Source organism: Agromyces sp. G08B096 (assembly GCF_040267705.1).
Lineage (GTDB): Bacteria > Actinomycetota > Actinomycetes > Actinomycetales > Microbacteriaceae > Agromyces.
Genome location: NZ_CP158374.1, coordinates 1667992 through 1683513, shown reverse-complemented (window position 1 = coordinate 1683513; position 15522 = coordinate 1667992). Strand labels below are relative to the sequence as shown.

The 15522-nt window shown below is 70.3% G+C and carries 15 protein-coding genes; 7 read left to right on the top strand and 8 right to left on the bottom strand.

Translation table 11 applies throughout. From position 1 onward, the window contains the following. Window positions 1–150: 150 nt before the first annotated feature. Window positions 151–501, bottom strand: a complete 351-nt coding sequence (locus ABIQ69_RS08140) for a GntR family transcriptional regulator (protein ID WP_350349856.1) — start codon at window positions 499–501, stop codon at window positions 151–153. A 77-nt stretch (window positions 502–578) separates the two neighbouring features. On the opposite strand from ABIQ69_RS08140, the gene ABIQ69_RS08135 reads away from it, so the two are divergent. The 4 genes from ABIQ69_RS08135 to ABIQ69_RS08120 all read left to right on the top strand — a co-directional run bounded on the left by ABIQ69_RS08135 (window position 579) and on the right by ABIQ69_RS08120 (window position 5300). Continuing rightward, window positions 579–1940, top strand: coding sequence for an MFS transporter (locus ABIQ69_RS08135; protein WP_350349855.1), 1362 nt, complete (start codon window positions 579–581; stop codon window positions 1938–1940). Window positions 1941–2042: 102 nt separating this feature from the next. Then, a complete protein-coding gene (gene valS, locus ABIQ69_RS08130; protein WP_350349854.1) occupies window positions 2043–4622 on the top strand; it encodes a valine--tRNA ligase in 2580 nt (859 codons plus the stop codon). A 10-nt stretch (window positions 4623–4632) separates the two neighbouring features. Continuing rightward, on the top strand, window positions 4633–5079 hold the full coding sequence (locus tag ABIQ69_RS08125; RefSeq protein ID WP_350349853.1) for a GNAT family N-acetyltransferase: 447 nt from the start codon (window positions 4633–4635) through the stop codon (window positions 5077–5079). Continuing rightward, window positions 5079–5300, top strand: a complete 222-nt coding sequence (locus ABIQ69_RS08120; RefSeq protein WP_350349852.1) for a hypothetical protein — start codon at window positions 5079–5081, stop codon at window positions 5298–5300. The genes ABIQ69_RS08125 and ABIQ69_RS08120 overlap by 1 nt, the downstream gene beginning before the upstream one ends. A 78-nt stretch (window positions 5301–5378) precedes the next feature. Here ABIQ69_RS08120 and ABIQ69_RS08115 read toward each other — a convergent pair whose 3' ends face one another. The 6 genes from ABIQ69_RS08115 to sufB are packed head-to-tail and all read right to left on the bottom strand — an operon-like array spanning window position 5379 to window position 10299. Then, window positions 5379–6218, bottom strand: coding sequence for a methyltransferase domain-containing protein (locus ABIQ69_RS08115; RefSeq protein ID WP_350349851.1), 840 nt, complete (start codon window positions 6216–6218; stop codon window positions 5379–5381). Continuing rightward, window positions 6218–6547 (bottom strand): metal-sulfur cluster assembly factor, encoded by a 330-nt coding sequence (locus tag ABIQ69_RS08110; RefSeq protein ID WP_350349850.1) that lies wholly within the window; start codon window positions 6545–6547, stop codon window positions 6218–6220. The genes ABIQ69_RS08115 and ABIQ69_RS08110 overlap by 1 nt, the downstream gene beginning before the upstream one ends. Window positions 6548–6556: 9 nt before the next feature. Then, window positions 6557–7315, bottom strand: coding sequence for a Fe-S cluster assembly ATPase SufC (gene sufC / locus ABIQ69_RS08105; protein WP_350349849.1), 759 nt, complete (start codon window positions 7313–7315; stop codon window positions 6557–6559). Between the two features lie 56 nt (window positions 7316–7371). After that, complete coding sequence (locus tag ABIQ69_RS08100; RefSeq protein ID WP_350349848.1) at window positions 7372–7698, bottom strand: non-heme iron oxygenase ferredoxin subunit; 327 nt, start codon at window positions 7696–7698, stop codon at window positions 7372–7374. A 1-nt stretch (window position 7699) separates the two neighbouring features. Next, window positions 7700–8851, bottom strand: a complete 1152-nt coding sequence (gene sufD / locus ABIQ69_RS08095) for a Fe-S cluster assembly protein SufD (RefSeq protein ID WP_350349847.1) — start codon at window positions 8849–8851, stop codon at window positions 7700–7702. Between the two features lie 29 nt (window positions 8852–8880). Then, a complete protein-coding gene (gene sufB, locus ABIQ69_RS08090) occupies window positions 8881–10299 on the bottom strand; it encodes a Fe-S cluster assembly protein SufB (RefSeq protein ID WP_350349846.1) in 1419 nt (472 codons plus the stop codon). A gap of 255 nt (window positions 10300–10554) precedes the next feature. Between sufB and ABIQ69_RS08085 the strand changes: the two genes are divergently transcribed. Both ABIQ69_RS08085 and ABIQ69_RS08080 read left to right on the top strand, forming a co-directional pair. Then, window positions 10555–11520, top strand: coding sequence for a COX15/CtaA family protein (locus ABIQ69_RS08085; protein ID WP_350349845.1), 966 nt, complete (start codon window positions 10555–10557; stop codon window positions 11518–11520). After that, window positions 11517–12158, top strand: coding sequence for a gamma carbonic anhydrase family protein (locus ABIQ69_RS08080; RefSeq protein WP_350349844.1), 642 nt, complete (start codon window positions 11517–11519; stop codon window positions 12156–12158). The genes ABIQ69_RS08085 and ABIQ69_RS08080 overlap by 4 nt, the downstream gene beginning before the upstream one ends. 13 nt (window positions 12159–12171) lie before the next feature. On the opposite strand, the gene ABIQ69_RS08075 is transcribed toward ABIQ69_RS08080, so the two are convergent. Beyond that, window positions 12172–13092: a heme o synthase gene (locus ABIQ69_RS08075; protein ID WP_350349843.1), complete on the bottom strand. Its 921-nt coding sequence runs from the start codon at window positions 13090–13092 to the stop codon at window positions 12172–12174. Window positions 13093–13418: 326 nt separating this feature from the next. On the opposite strand from ABIQ69_RS08075, the gene tkt reads away from it, so the two are divergent. Then, complete coding sequence (gene tkt, locus ABIQ69_RS08070) at window positions 13419–15512, top strand: transketolase (RefSeq protein ID WP_350349842.1); 2094 nt, start codon at window positions 13419–13421, stop codon at window positions 15510–15512. The last annotated feature ends 10 nt before the right edge of the window (window positions 15513–15522 follow it).

The following is a 15522-nucleotide window of genomic DNA, read 5'->3' as shown; positions in this document are numbered from 1 at the left end:
TGACGAGGGATGCCCCGTGCTCGTGAGCGGTGCCCACGGACCCGGTGCGTCCGTTCGCGTTCTTCCGAAGACTCCCCGGTGATGGCCGGATCGCAGTCGTTCACTCGAGTCTACCGGGTGCGGCGAGCGGGCGCAGGCGCGCGGGGCAGGTCACCGGTAGGCGGCGCGGATGAGCTCGACGAGGGCGGCCTCCCCGATGCCGTTGAGCTTGGCCTCGTCGACGAGGTCGTGGATGGCGCCGGCCAGCGCGGTGTGGTGGCCGAGCCGCACGACGACGACCGCGCCGCGCCCCGGGTGCAGCTCGATCAGCCGCTCGTCGCGGAGCACACGGTAGGCGCGGAGGACGGTGTTGACGTTCAGGTCGAGGTCGTCGGCGAGCCGCTGCGCGGCCGGCAGTCGCTCCCCGTACCCGATGCGCCCGTCGACGATCGAGGCGCGGAGCCCGGCGGCCAGCTGCACGAACAGCGGTGTCGGCAGCGTGGGATCGACATGGATGAGCACCCGTTGAACGTATTGCGATAGCTCGACTATCGCAAATGGATTGTCGCGAGGCATCCTCGCTGTCAAGATGAGTGGCCGTGACCGCACCAGCATCCGTCGTCGACTCCCCCGCCCCCACCTCACCCGCGCGCCGCGTCGCGTGGGCCTCGATGGTCGGCACGTCGCTCGAGTCCTTCGACTTCTACGTCTTCGCCTACTTCTCGGCCTTCTTCGTCGGGCCGCTCTTCTTCGACCCGCTCGGCACCTTCGGCGGCACCCTCGCCGCCTTCACCACCATCGCGATCGCGTTCATCGTCCGCCCGATCGGCGCGGCGCTGTTCGGGCACATGGGCGACCGTCTCGGCCGGCGCACGACGCTGCTCTGGACGATCGGCATCATGGGCGTCGCGACCGGCCTCATCGGCGTGCTGCCCACGTACGCACAGGCCGGATGGCTCGGCGCGATCCTGCTCGTCGTGCTGCGCATCGCCCAGGGCCTGTCGCTCGGCGGCGAGTGGGGCGGTTCGATCCTCATCGCCACCGAGCACGCGAGCCCCGTGAAGCGCGCGTTCTACGCGGCGATCCCGCAGCTCGGGTCCCCTGTCGGCTCCATCCTGTCCGCGGCGCTCTTCATCGTGATGACCCTGGTCCTGCCGGCCGAGGAGATCGCCGCCTGGGGCTGGCGCATCCCGTTCCTCCTGGCGCTGCCGCTGCTCGCGGTGTCGCTCTACCTGCGGTGGTCGATCGACGAGACCCCCGTGTTCAAGGAGGTCGTCGCCGAAGGGCGCCGCGACCGCCTGCCGTTCGCCAGGATGTTCGCGCAGCGCCCCGGCGCCGTCGTCATCGCCATCGGCTCGGCGCTGCTGGGCATCGGCTCGTACTCGCTGATGAACACGTACACGATCAATTACGGCGCGGAGCAGCTGGGCTTCAGCTTCCAGGACCTCCTGATCGCGACCACGATCGGCGGCCTGCTGCAGCTCGTGACCATCCCGCTGTTCGGCGCCTGGGCGAGCCGCGTCGGCTCGGCGAAGGTCGTCGCGTGGGGCGCGCTCGGCACGCTGCTCATCACGTTCCCGATGTACTTCCTGCTGCAGTTCGCGACGTTCCCGATCCTCGTCGCCACGATGATCATCGGAGGCATCCTGCCGACGATGTCGTGGGCCGCCCTCGGCGGGCTCATGAACGACCTGTTCCCCGACCACTTCCGCTACTCCGCGCTCTCGGTCTCGTACGCCATCGCGGCGACGGTCGGCGGCTTCATCCCCCTCGCCACGGTCGCGATCGGCGAGGCGAGCGGCTACGCGTGGTGGCATCCGGGCATCGTGCTGGCGCTCCTGTCGCTGCTGACGCTCGCCGCCTCCTGGGCGGCGGCGCGGATGCGGCCGGTGCCCGAGGTCGGCGACCCCGAGGAGACGCCCGCCGCACCCGAACCGCAGGCGGCCGGTCCCACCGCCTGAGCGGCCCGCTCCGCGGGGTGCGACGCTCCATCCGGTAGGCTGGAGCGTCGCACATTCAGGCACCCCACCGACTCGGTGCCGCACATACCGAACCGGAGCATCATGACCGACACCCCGCGCATCCCCGACAAGCCGGCACTCGAGGGCCTCGAAGGCAAGTGGGGCGGTGTCTGGGAAGAGTCCGGCACCTACCGGTTCGACCGCGAGCACGCGACGCGCGACTCGATCTTCTCCATCGACACGCCGCCGCCGACCGCCTCGGGGTCGCTGCACGTCGGCCACGTGTTCTCCTACACCCACACCGATGTCATGGCGCGGTATCAGCGCATGCGCGGCCGCAGCGTCTTCTACCCGATGGGCTGGGACGACAACGGCCTGCCGACCGAGCGCCGCGTGCAGAACTACTACGGCGTGCGCTGCGACCCGTCGCTGCCCTACGACCCCGACTTCACCCCGCCATTCGAGGGCGGCGACGGCAAGAGCACCAAGGCCGCCGACCAGATCCCGATCTCCCGCCGCAACTTCATCGAGCTGTGCGAGCGCCTCACCGTCGAGGACGAGCAGCAGTTCGAGGCCCTCTGGCGCACGCTCGGCCTCTCGGTCGACTGGACGCAGTCCTACCGCACGATCGCCGACGAGGCGCTGTTCACCTCGCAGCTCGCGTTCATCCGCAACGTCGAGCGGGGCGAGGCGTACCAGGCCCTCGCGCCGACGCTGTGGGATGTCACGTTCCGCACGGCCGTCGCCCAGGCCGAGCTGGAGGACCGCGACCAGCCGGGCTTCTACCACCGCGTCGCCTTCCACCGCCCCGACGGGGGCATCGTCGAGATCGAGACCAGCCGTCCCGAGCTCCTGCCGGCGTGCGTGGCGCTCGTGGCCCACCCCGACGACGAGCGGTACCAGCCGCTCTTCGGTACGACCGTGACCACGCCGGTCTTCGGCGTCGAGGTGCCCGTCGTCGCCCACCACCTCGCCCAGAAGGACAAGGGCACCGGCATCGCCATGATCTGCACGTTCGGCGACGTCACCGACGTCGTGTGGTGGCGCGAGCTCGACCTGCCGAACCGCGCCATCATCGGCTTCGACGGCCGCATCATCGCCGACGCGCCCGCCGCGATCGAGTCGGAGGCCGGCCGCGCGGCCTACGCGCAGCTCGCCGGCAAGACGACGTTCTCGGCGAAGCAGGCCGTGGTGGAGCTGCTCCGCGAGTCAGGCGACCTGCTCGCCGACCCGAAGCCCATCACCCACCCGGTGAAGTTCTTCGAGAAGGGCGACCGCCCCCTCGAGATCGTCTCCACGCGACAGTGGTACATCGTGAACGGCGCGCGCGACGCCGGCCTGAAGGAGCGCCTGCTCGAGCGCGGCCGCCAGATCTCGTGGCATCCCGACTTCATGCGCGTGCGCTACGAGAACTGGGTCGGCGGCCTCTCGGGCGACTGGCTGGTCTCCCGTCAGCGGTTCTTCGGCGTGCCGATCCCCGTCTGGTACCCGCTCGACGGCGAGGGGAACCCGGTGTTCGACGAGCCGATCGTCGCGACGCGCGACCTCCTGCCCGTCGACCCGTCCTCCGCGCCCGCGCCCGGCTACGACGAGTCGCAGCGCGGTGTGCCCGGCGGCTTCATCGGCGAGCACGACGTGATGGACACGTGGGCCACCAGCTCGCTCACCCCGCAGCTCGCGGGCGGCTGGGAGCGCGATCCCGAGCTCTACGACCTCGTGTTCCCCTACTCGCTGCGCCCGCAGGGCCAAGACATCATCCGGACCTGGCTGTTCTCCACGGCGCTCCGCGCCGAGCTCGAGCACGGCGTCGCGCCGTGGTCGAACGCCGCGATCTCGGGCTTCATCGTCGACCCCGACCGCAAGAAGATGTCGAAGTCGAAGGGCAACGTCGTGACCCCGGCGGGCCTGCTCGAGCAGCACGGCTCCGACGCCGTGCGGTACTGGGCGGCGTCGAGCCGGCTCGGCACCGACGCGGCCTTCGACCCGCAGAACCCGACGCAGGTGAAGATCGGCCGGCGTCTCGCGATCAAGGTGCTGAACGCCGCGAAGTTCATCCTCGGCTTCGAGGGCGCCGCCGACGCGGCCGTGACCGAGCCCGTCGACCGCAGCATGCTCGCCACGCTCGCCTCCGTCGTCGAGCAGGCGACGCGCGCCCTCGACGCCTACGATCACGCCCGGGCGCTCGAGGTCGCCGAGACGTTCTTCTGGACGTTCTGCGACGACTACCTCGAGCTGGTCAAGGAGCGCGCCTACGGCGAGCCCAGCGCGGAGCAGGCCTCGGCCGTCGCGGCGCTGAAGACCGCGCTCGGCGTGCTGCTGCGCCTCTTCGCCCCGGTCATCCCGTTCGCGGCGGAGGAGGCGTGGAGCTGGTCGCACGACGGCTCGGTGCACGTCGCCGCGTGGCCGGCGCTCGACGAGCTCGCCGCGCGAGGCGAGGCGGGTGTGGAGCTGCTCGAGCTCGCGAGCCTCGCGCTGACCGGCATCAGGCGGGCGAAGACCGACGCGAAGGCGTCGCAGAAGACGCCCGTCGCGACCGCCACGATCGCCGGCCCGGCCGACGCGATCCGGCTGCTCGAGTCGGCCGCTGCCGACCTGCGCGCGGTCGGACGCATCGCCGAGCTGGAGTTCGTCGAGGGCGAGGAGCTCGCCGTCGTCGACGTCGTGCTCGACCAGAGCGAGTGAGGGGACCACGATGACGTACGAGATCAGGGCCGCCGGCGAGGACGACTTCTTCGGCTGGCTCCCGCTCTTCGAGGGCTACTGCCGCTTCTACGAGCGCGAGCTCGACGACGCGAAGGCGCTCATCGTGTGGAACTGGCTGCGCGACCCCGCGAACCCGCTCGAGGCGGCCCTCGCCGTCGATGCCGACGGCGCCCCGGTCGGCCTCGCCCACTTCCGCCCGGTTCCCGACACGCTGAGCGGCACGGTCGGATGCTTCCTCGACGACCTCTTCGTCGCCGACGACCACCGACGTGGCGGGGTGGGGCGCGCCCTCATCGAGCACGTGCACGCCCGCGCCGCCGAGCTCGGCACGGGCGGAGTCAGCTGGATCACCGCGGCCGACAACGCCGAGGCGCAGGCGCTCTACGACTCGCTCGCCCGCCGCACCGACTGGGTGCTCTACGAGATGGACGCCTGATGCGTCTCGGCACCAGGTGGCCGTTCGGCGCCGAACCGCCCGCATCCGTCCCGGCGGAGCTGCGCGATCGCATCGCCGCGGTCGAGGCGGCGCATGCCGACGGCACCGGGCGCAACTGGACCCTCACCTGGCTCGAGGGCCGACCGATCGCGGAACTCGACGACGGCACGGTCGTCCGCGACGTCATCGCCGACGCGCACGACGCCGACGAGGACTGGTAGCCACTCGCCGGACTCCCCCGGCTTCGCCGGGCGCCGGGCGCCGGGCGCCGTTCCGTCGGACCGACCTGGCGGATGCCGCTACGCGCGGGCGATGATCTCGCCGTGCGGCATCAGGAACCACCCGTCGGGGTCGGCGGCCCAGTCACGCCAGCCCCGCGCGATCGCGCGCAACTCCTCGGCGGTGGAATGGCCCGACTCGATGGCGTGCGCCGCGAACTGCGACTCCGTGGCCCGCTCGGCCCAGGCGCCGCCCCACCACTCGCGCTCCGCCGCGCTCGCGAACACCCAGACGGACCCGCTCGAGGCGATGTCGGCGAACCCGGCCGAGCGTGCCCAGCGGTGCAGCCGGCGGCCGGCATCGGCCTCGCCGCCGTTCCAGGCGTGGACATCGTGGTACAGCTCGAGCCAGCGCGTGAGCACCGGCGACGCGGGGCTCCAGATGACCCCGCCGTAGTCGACGTCGCGCGCGGCGACCACGCCTCCCGGCTTCAGCACCCGCCGCCACTCACGCAGCGCGTCGACCGGGCGGGCGAGGTGCTGCAGCACCTGGTGCGCATGCACCACGTCGAAGGAGGCATCCGGGAACTCGAGCGCGTACGCGTCGCCCACGCGGAACTCGACGTTGTCGACGCCGGCGCTCGCCGCGAGACCCGCGGCCTTCGCGACGACGCCGGCGGAAGCGTCGACGCCCACGACCTCGCCGGGGGCCACGCGACGGGCGAGGTCCACCGTGATGGTGCCCGGCCCGCTGCCGACGTCGAGCACCCGCAGCCCCTCGCGGAGGTGCGGCACGAGGTACGCCGCCGAGTTCTCGACGGTGCGCCACGAGTGCGTGCGCAGCACGCTGTCGTGATGTCCGTGCGTGTACTCGTCGCGTCGGTCGTGCCGACCCGACGGGGCGTCAGCCGGAACGCTCATCAGATGGCGAAGCCGAGGGCGCGCATCATGTCGCGGCCGTCGTCGGTGATCCGCTCGGGACCCCACGGCGGCATCCACACCCAGTTGATGCGGAACTGCTCGACGATGCCGTCGAGCGCCTCGGCCGTCTGCTCCTCGAGCACATCGGTGAGCGGGCAACCCGCGCTCGTCAACGTCATGTGGATGACCAGCGCATCGTGCTCGTCGTCCCAGCCGAGGTCGTAGATGAGCCCGAGGTCGACGACGTTGACGCCGAGCTCGGGGTCCACGACGTCTTTCAACGCCTCCGTGACCTGGTCGAACTTCTCGGGAGCGAGTGAGGTGACCATGGTGGCAGCCTACGCCGTCTGCGAGACGTAGCGGTCGTAGCCCTCTTCTTCGAGCCGGTCGGCGAGCTCGGGCCCGCCCTGCTCGGCGATGCGGCCGGCGACGAACACGTGCACGAAGTTCGGCTTGATGTAGCGGAGGATGCGCGTGTAGTGCGTGATCAGCAGGATGCCGAGGCCCGTGTGCTCGTGCGCACGGTTCACGCCCTCCGACACGATCTTGAGCGCGTCGACGTCGAGACCGGAGTCGGTCTCGTCGAGGACGGCGAACTTCGGCTTCAGCAGCTCGAGCTGGAGGATCTCGTTGCGCTTCTTCTCGCCGCCGGAGAAGCCCTCGTTGACGTTGCGCTCGGCGAACGCCTGGTCCATCTTGAGGTTCGACATCGACTCCCGGACGTCCTTCAGCCACGTGCGGATCGCCGGCGCCTCGCCGTCGATCGCGGTCTTCGCGGTGCGGAGGAAGTTCGTCACGGTGACGCCGGGGATCTCGACCGGGTACTGCATCGCGAGGAAGAGGCCCGCGCGGGCGCGCTCGTCCACCGACATCTCGAGGACGTTCTCGCCGTCGAGCAGGATCTCGCCGTCGACGACGGTGTACTTCGGGTGACCGGCGATCGTGTACGCGAGCGTCGACTTGCCGGAGCCGTTGGGGCCCATGATGGCGTGGATCTCGCCCTCGTTGATCACCAGGTCGACGCCGCGGAGGATCTCGCGGGTGCCCTGGTCGGTCTCGACGTTGACGTGCAGGTTCTTGATCTCGAGCACGGACATGAGGTGGGGTTCTTCTTTCGGTCGGAGGCCGGCGCGCGGCCGGGAAGGAGGTGGGGTCAGACGGCCACGGTCGCCGAGGGGTCGATCAGCACGTCGCCGCCCTCGATGGTGACCTGGTAGACGGGCACCGGCTCGTAGGCCGGCAGGGTGAGGGGCTTGCCGGTGCGCAGCGAGAACTTCGAGCCGTGGGCCCAGCACTCGAGCGTGTCGTCCTCGACGAAGCCCTCGGCGAGGGAGATGTCGCCGTGGGTGCAGGTGTCGCCGATCGCGAAGACGTCGCCGGCCGCGTCCTTGACGACAGCGATCGGCACGCCCTCGACCACGAAGCGCGACGCCTGGTTGACGGCGAGGTCGTCGACCCCGCAGACGCGAACGGATGCCACGTCAGCTCCCCTGCAGTTCGGCTTCGAGTGCGGCGATGAGGTGCTCCTCGAGCTCGGGCGAGCCGATCTGCTGCACGATCTCGGTGAGGAAGCCGCGGACGACGAGCCGGCGCGCCTCGTCTTCGCGGATGCCGCGGGCCATGAGGTAGAACAGCTGCTCGTCATCGAACCGGCCGGTCGCCGACGCATGGCCGGCGCCCTCGATGTCACCCGTCTCGATCTCGAGGTTCGGCACGGAGTCGGCACGGGTGCCGTCGGTGAGCACGAGGTTGCGGTTCTGCTCGTAGCTGTCGGTCCCGGTCGCCGCGTTGCCGATGAGCACGTCGCCGATCCACACGGTCCGCGCGCCCTCGCCCTGCAGCGCGCCCTTGTAGGTCACGCGCGAGCGGGTGTGCGGGGCGTCGTGGTGGACGTAGACCTGCTGCTCGAGGTGCTGCCCGGCGTCGGAGAAGTAGAGCCCGAGCGCCTCGACGTCGCCGCCCTGCTCGGCGAGGTGGGTCGACGGGTTCACCCGCACGACCTTGCCGCCGAGCGAGACGACGATGTGCTTGAGCTTGGCGTCGCGGCCCACGCGGGCGAAGTGGCTCGCGAGGTGGACCGAGTCGTCGGTCCATTCCTGCAGCGACACGACGGTGAGGTTCGCGCCCTCTCCGACGAGGATCTCCACGTTCTCGGCGAGGCGCGCGTCGCCGGCACCCCGCAGGACGATGAGGCCCCGACTGTTCGGCGCCGCCTCGATGACGGTGTGCGCGGCGCGCGGCGCGGAGCCGAGCCCGGTGCGGCTGACGCTCGCCACCTTGTCGTCCTCGCCGGTGATCGAGACGAGCAGCGCCTCGCCGAAGCTCGACCAGGCGTTGGCCGACGCCCGGTCCTCTGGCAGTCCGGCGGTGCCGATCCGGGCGTCGTCACGGCCGATCCAGCCGACGGTCACGCCCTGGGCGTCGATCGTCTCGAGCTGGAGCCGCGAGCCGTCGAGCTCGCCGCCGGTGAGGTCGGCGAACGCGCCGACGGGCGAGAGCTTCCACTCGTGCTCGCGACCCGTGACGGGCGCGAAGTCGGCGACGTCCGCCGACCGGAACCGCTCGGAGCGGGTCTGCACCGGAGCGAGGGTGTCGGAGTGGGCGCGGAGGCCGTGCTGCTCGGCGGTGGGCATGGCTGTGCTCTGCGTAGCGGCGGTCATTCCTAGCCGACCGATCCTTCCATGCCCATCTCGATGAGCTTGTTGAGTTCCATCGCGTACTCCATGGGCAGTTCGCGGGCGATCGGCTCGATGAAGCCGCGCACGATCATCGCCATCGCCTCGTCCTCGGGCAGCCCGCGGGACATCAGGTAGAACAGCTGCTCCTCGCTGACCTTCGAGACGGTCGCCTCGTGACCGAGCTGGACGTCGTCGACGCGGATGTCGATCGCCGGGTAGGTGTCGGAGCGCGAGATGGTGTCCACGAGCAGCGCGTCGCAGCGCACGGTGTTGGCCGAGTGGTGCGCGTTCGCGTCGACCCGGACCTCACCGCGGTAGCCGGCGCGCCCGCCGCCGCGCGCGATCGACTTCGAGACGATCGACGACTGCGTGTACGGCGCCATATGGATCATCTTCGCGCCGGCGTCCTGGTGCTGGCCGGGACCCGCGAACGCGACCGAGAGCGTCTCGCCCTTGGCGTGCTCGCCCATGAGGAAGATCGACGGGTACTTCATCGTGACCTTCGAGCCGATGTTGCCGTCGATCCACTCCATGGTGGCGCCCTCGTGGGCGACGGCGCGCTTGGTCACGAGGTTGTAGACGTTGTTCGACCAGTTCTGGATCGTCGTGTAGCGCACGCGGGCGTTCTTCTTCACGATGATCTCGACGACCGCGGAGTGCAGTGAGTCGGACTTGTAGATCGGCGCGGTGCAGCCCTCGATGTAGTGGACGTAGCTGTCCTCGTCGGCGATGATCAGGGTCCGCTCGAACTGGCCCATGTTCTCGGTGTTGATCCGGAAGTAGGCCTGCAGCGGGATCTCGACGTGGACGCCCTTCGGCACGTAGACGAAGGAGCCGCCCGACCAGACGGCCGTGTTGAGCGCGGCGAACTTGTTGTCGCCCGCCGGGATGACGGTGCCGAAGTACTCCTCGAAGAACTCGGGGTGCTCCTTCAGGGCGGTGTCGGTGTCGAGGAAGATGACGCCCTGCGCCTCGAGGTCCTCGCGGATCTGGTGGTAGACCACCTCGGACTCGTACTGCGCGGCCACACCCGCGACGAGGCGCTGACGCTCGGCCTCGGGGATGCCGAGGCGCTCGTACGTGTTGCGGATGTCCTCGGGGAGGTCCTCCCAGGACTGCGCCTGCTTCTCGGTGGAGCGGACGAAGTACTTGATGTTGTCGAAATCGATCTCGGAGAGGTCGGCGCCCCACGACGGCATCGGTTTGCGGTCGAAGAGCTGCAGCGCGCGGAGGCGCCGCTGGAGCATCCACTCCGGCTCCTTCTTCAGCGCCGAGATGTCGGCGACCACGTCCTCCGACAGGCCGCGGCGGGCGGATGCGCCGGCGCTGTCGGAGTCGGCCCAGCCGAACTCGTAGACGCCGAGACCCTCCAGCTCGGGGCGGTCGATCAGTACGTCCGTCATGTGCTCCTCTTCTCCTCCCGTGCGACCGGCTATCAGTCCGGCTCACCGCGCCTCGCGCGTCGAGGTACGGGCGATCAGCGGTGATGTGCGGGTGGCTCCAATGCGAACCTAAGATGGCTGGGGATCCGCACGACGCGAAATCGCGCGCGACGGGCGGATGCCTCAACCCATCAAGACTACAGGGTCGCGCGGTGCTCGGTGCCGGACTCACGGCACCGTCACAGCCCCCGAGACCCAGTGAGGACCGTTCCGCCCGTGCACCGCGTCGCGCAGCCCGAAGCCCGAGTCGACAGGGGTAATCGCATCCTCGCGTTCCTGCTCCCGACGACGATCACCCGATGGGTCCGCGCGATGGCGTGGCTCTCACTCATCGTCAACGTGGGCATCGTGGGCACCGGTGGGCTCGTGCGCCTGACGGGATCCGGAATGGGGTGCGAGACCTGGCCCTACTGCACCGCGGAGTCACTCGTCCCGACCCCCGAGCTGGGCGTCCACGGCTTGATCGAGTTCGGCAACCGCACGCTGACGGGCGTCCTCGTCATCGTCGCGGCTCTGATGTTCCTGTCGGTGCTGCGCCTGCAGCCGCGTCGCCGGGACCTCACCGGAATCTCGTTCGCGATCGGCGTCGGGATCATCGTGCAAGCGGTCGTCGGCGGGATCACCGTGTGGCTGCATCTCCACCCCGCCGTCGTCGGCTTCCACTTCCTCGTCTCGGCCGCGCTGGTCTGCCTCGCGACGCTCCTGGTGCATCGTGTGTACGCCGCACCGGGACCTCGGCGCCTCGCCGTCTCCCGAGGGTATGCGACCCTCGCGCACCTCACGAGCGCGGCCGTCTTGCTCACGGTGATCGTCGGCATCCTGCTCACCGGCTCGGGTCCGCACGCCGGCGACGACGCCGCGGCTCGGAACGGCTTGGATCCCATCCTCTGGCAGCACATCCACGCCTGGCCCGGGTATCTCACGTTCGCACTCACCATCGCCCTCCTCGTCGGCGCGTTCCGGACGCCGAGCGATCTCGGCCTCCGTGGAGCGGTCGGCCTCCTCTGCTCCGTAGAGGTGGTGCAGATCGCAGTCGGCCTCTGGCAAGCCCGGACGGGACTGCCCATCGTCCTCGTGAACATCCACATGGTGCTTGCGGTCATCCTCGTCGCCGCGATGACCTCCGTCCTGATGCGCCTCAAGCGGCCGGCCGAGGCATCCCTAGGCACGGCGGCGCGATGAGGGTCGCGCACCGCGGCCGTGCGCCGCGTGTCCACCCCGACGCGACCGTCGCGCCGGGCGCCATCCTCTCCGGCGACGTGGTCGTCGACGCGGGCGCCCGCATCCTGCACGGAGCCGTCCTCACCGCCGAAGACGGGCAGGTCCGCATCGGGCCGAACACGGTGGTCATGGAGCATGCGCTGGTGCGCGGTCGCGCGGGGCATCCGGCGCTCGTCGGCGCCGACGTGATGATCGGTCCGCACGCGCACGTGAACGGTGCGCGCGTCGGCGACCGCGTCTTCGTCGCGACGGGTGCCGCCATCTTCCCCGGTGCGGAGCTCGGCGACGACTCGGAGGTGCGCATCAACGGCGTCGTGCAGGTGAACACGGTGCTGCCGGCCGGAGCGCTCGTGCCGATCGGATGGGTCGCGGTGGGGTCGCCCGCGAGCATCCTCTCCCCCGACCGTCACGACGAGATCTGGGCCATCCAGCGCGAGCTCGACTTCGTGCACACGGTGTACGGCGATCCGCGCGCCGACGGCATGGCTGAGATCATGCGCCGGCAGTCGGCGTTCTTCGCCGCGCACGATCACGACGTCGTCCTGAGCGATGACGAGGCATCGGGCGATGAAGCGCCCGACGCCGAGCGCACCGTCTAGTCTCGACCGACCCCTAGAAGGGCAGCAGCGGGTCGATGCCGATCGCGAGGAACAGCAGCGACAGGTAGACGATCGACCCGTGGAACACGCGCATCGGTGACACCTGCTCGTGACGGATCGCAAGGCCGTAGAGGCGGTGCGTCTCGTACACGAACCAGCCGCCGACGACGAGCGCGGTCGCCGTGTACACGAGCCCCATGCCGGCGACCGGGATGAGCAGCAGCGAGCAGGCGACGGTCGCCCACGCGTAGAGGATCACCTGCAGGCCGACCTGCGCGCGGCCGCGGACGACCGCGAGCATGGGCACGCCGGCGGCGGCGTAGTCGTCCTTGTATTTCATCGACAGCGGCCAGTAGTGCGGCGGCGTCCAGAGGAAGATGATGAGGAACAGGATGAACGGCGCCCAGTCAAGGCTGCCGGTGACGGCGGCCCACCCGATGAGCACGGGCATGCAGCCCGCGACCCCGCCCCACACGATGTTCTGCGACGTACGGCGCTTCAGGATGAGGCTGTAGAAGACGACGTAGAGCAGGATCGCGGCGAGCGAGAGCGCTGCCGCCACCCAGTTCGTGAAGATCCAGAGCCAGGCGATCGAGGCGATGCCGAGCCCGTACGCGAACAGGAGCGCCTCGCGGTCGGTCAGCTCGCCCGTGACGAGCGGCCGCTTCTTCGTGCGCTTCATGACCCGGTCGATGTCGCGGTCGATGTAGCAGTTGAACGCGCCGGCGGACCCAGCGCTCATCGCGCCGCCGATGAGGGTCGCGAGCAGCAGCCACAGGTCGGGCAGCCCCTGCTGGGCCAGGATCATCGTCGGCGCGGTGACGACGAGCAGCAGCTCGATCACCCGCGGCTTGGTGAGCGCGACGTACGCCGCGAGCTTGCGGCGGACGGTCATCGCCGGTCTGGCGTCACGGGTCTCTACGGCTGCCTGCATCGTTCCTCTTCCGGCACGCGGGCGCGCTCGTACGTGCGCGCGGGCCGCTCCCGATTCTAGGCCATGCCGTCCGCGCGGCGGTCCCGCCCGCATCCCGGCGACCTCACGTCAACCCCCGGCGCGGGTGAGTCATGTCCCGTCACAGGGCGTCATCCTGTCCATATACTGAGGGAAGCGCGCCCGGCGGCGCGGATCCGATGTGCCGTCTCACGCGACGCACCTTCCGCAGGCAGTCGCCAGGCTCCACCGCGCCGAAGCGTATCCCGGCGGGTCCGGGGGCTTGTCGGCTCCCCTGACGCCGCCACGATCGGAAGGAACGACACCTCGTGGCAACTCTGCAATGGGATCCCATCGACGACCGGGCCGTGGACACGGCGCGCGTGCTCGCCGCGGACGCGGTGGAGAAGGTCGGCAATGGGCACCCCGGTACGGCGATGAGCCTCGCGCCCGCCGCCTACCTCCTCTTCCAGAAGGTCATGCGGCGCGACCCGTCGGACACCCACTGGCTCGGACGCGACCGGTTCATCCTGTCGGCCGGCCACAGCTCCCTCACGCAGTACGTCCAGCTCTACCTCGAGGGCTCGGGCCTGGAGCTCGACGACCTCAAGGCGCTGCGCACCTGGGGCTCGAAGACGCCCGGACACCCCGAGTACGGCCACACCGACGGGGTCGAGATCACGACCGGCCCCCTCGGCCAGGGCCTCGCCTCCGCGGTCGGCTTCGCCTACGCCTCGCGGTTCGAACGCGGACTCTTCGACCCCGACGCCCCGGCCGGTGAGAGCCCCTTCGACCACTTCGTCTACGTGATCGCCGGCGACGGCGACCTGCAGGAGGGCGTGACGAGCGAGGCCTCCTCGCTCGCGGGCCACCAGCAGCTCGGCAACCTCGTCGTCATCTACGACTCCAACCAGATCTCGATCGAAGACGACACGAACATCGCCTTCACCGAAGACGTCGCCAAGCGCTACGAGGCCTACGGCTGGCACGTCCAGACCGTCGACTGGAAGAAGACCGGCGAGTACGTCGAAGACGTCGCCGAGCTGCACGCCGCGATCGAGGCCGCCAAGGGCGAGCAGGACAAGCCCTCGATCATCATCCTGAAGACCATCATCGGATGGCCCTCGCCCGGCAAGCAGAACACGGGCAAGATCCACGGCTCGGCGCTCGGCGCGTCGGAGCTCGCCGCGACGAAGGAGGTGCTCGGCTTCGACCCCGAGGCCACCTTCGTCGTCGCCGAGGACGTGATCGCGCACACCCGCGCGGCACGTGAGCGCGGCGCAGCGGCTCACGCGGAGTGGCAGCGGGCGTTCGACGCCTGGGCCGCCGCGAACCCCGAGCGGAAGGCCCTGCTCGACCGCCTCGAGGCCGGCGAGCTGCCCGACGACATCGAGTCGGCGCTCCCGTCGTTCGACGGCGGCACGGAGGTGTCCACGCGCGCCGCATCGGGCAAGGTCATCAACGCGCTCGCCCCGCAGCTGCCCGAGTTCTGGGGCGGCTCGGCCGACCTCGCGGAGTCGAACCTCACGACGATCGCGGGCGCGCCCTCGTTCATCCCCGCGCAGTGGTCGACCCACGAGTTCTCGGGCGACCCGTACGGCCGTGTGCTGCACTTCGGCATCCGCGAGCACGCCATGGGCGCGATCGTCAACGGCATCGTGCTGCACGGGCCTACGCGGCCGTTCGGCGGGACGTTCCTCATCTTCAGCGACTACATGCGGCCGGCCGTGCGTCTCGCGGCGCTCATGAAGGTGCCCTCGATCTTCGTGTGGACCCACGACTCGGTCGCGCTCGGCGAAGACGGCCCGACGCACCAGCCGATCGAGCAGCTCGCGACGCTCCGGGCCATCCCCGGGTTCACCGTCGTGCGGCCCGCGGACGCGAACGAGGTGTCGCACGCCTGGCTCGAGATCCTGAAGCGCCGCGACGCGCCTGTCGGCATCGCGCTCACGCGCCAGAACATCCCGGTGTTCGAGCGCGGCGACGGCGACGCCTCCGGCGACGTGCTCGCATCCGCCGCCAACGTCGCGAAGGGCGCGTACGTGCTGGCAGAGGCCCCGTCGGGCGAGCCCGACGTGATCCTCATCGCCACGGGCTCCGAGGTGCAGCTCGCCGTCGCGGCTCGCGAGCAGCTCGCCGCAGAGGGCATCCAGGCGCGCGTCGTCTCGGCCCCCTCGCTCGAGTGGTTCGAAGAGCAGGATGCCGCATACCGCGAGTCCGTGCTGCCGTCGTCGGTGACCGCCCGGGTCTCGGTCGAGGCCGGGCTCGCGCTCAGCTGGCAGCGCTACGTCGGCCCCCGCGGTCGCAGCGTCTCGATCGAGCACTTCGGAGCCTCCGCCGACTACAAGACCCTGTTCCGCGAGTTCGGCATCACGACCGAAGCCGTCGTCGCCGCCGCGAAGGAATCGCTCGCCGCCGTCTGAGCGAGCAGAA

Bases quoted from the DNA above. Each gene is read 5' to 3' on its own strand.
- valS (WP_350349854.1), top strand. From the start codon at position 2,043: ATGACCGACACCCCGCGCATCCCCGACAAGCCGGCACTCGAGGGCCTC.
- ABIQ69_RS08125 (WP_350349853.1), top strand. From the start codon at position 4,633: ATGACGTACGAGATCAGGGCCGCCGGCGAGGACGACTTCTTCGGCTGG.
- ABIQ69_RS08120 (WP_350349852.1), top strand. From the start codon at position 5,079: ATGCGTCTCGGCACCAGGTGGCCGTTCGGCGCCGAACCGCCCGCATCC.
- ABIQ69_RS08115 (WP_350349851.1), bottom strand. From the start codon at position 6,218: ATGAGCGTTCCGGCTGACGCCCCGTCGGGTCGGCACGACCGACGCGAC.
- ABIQ69_RS08110 (WP_350349850.1), bottom strand. From the start codon at position 6,547: ATGGTCACCTCACTCGCTCCCGAGAAGTTCGACCAGGTCACGGAGGCG.
- sufC (WP_350349849.1), bottom strand. From the start codon at position 7,315: ATGTCCGTGCTCGAGATCAAGAACCTGCACGTCAACGTCGAGACCGAC.
- sufD (WP_350349847.1), bottom strand. From the start codon at position 8,851: ATGCCCACCGCCGAGCAGCACGGCCTCCGCGCCCACTCCGACACCCTC.
- sufB (WP_350349846.1), bottom strand. From the start codon at position 10,299: ATGACGGACGTACTGATCGACCGCCCCGAGCTGGAGGGTCTCGGCGTC.
- ABIQ69_RS08080 (WP_350349844.1), top strand. From the start codon at position 11,517: ATGAGGGTCGCGCACCGCGGCCGTGCGCCGCGTGTCCACCCCGACGCG.
- ABIQ69_RS08075 (WP_350349843.1), bottom strand. From the start codon at position 13,092: ATGCAGGCAGCCGTAGAGACCCGTGACGCCAGACCGGCGATGACCGTC.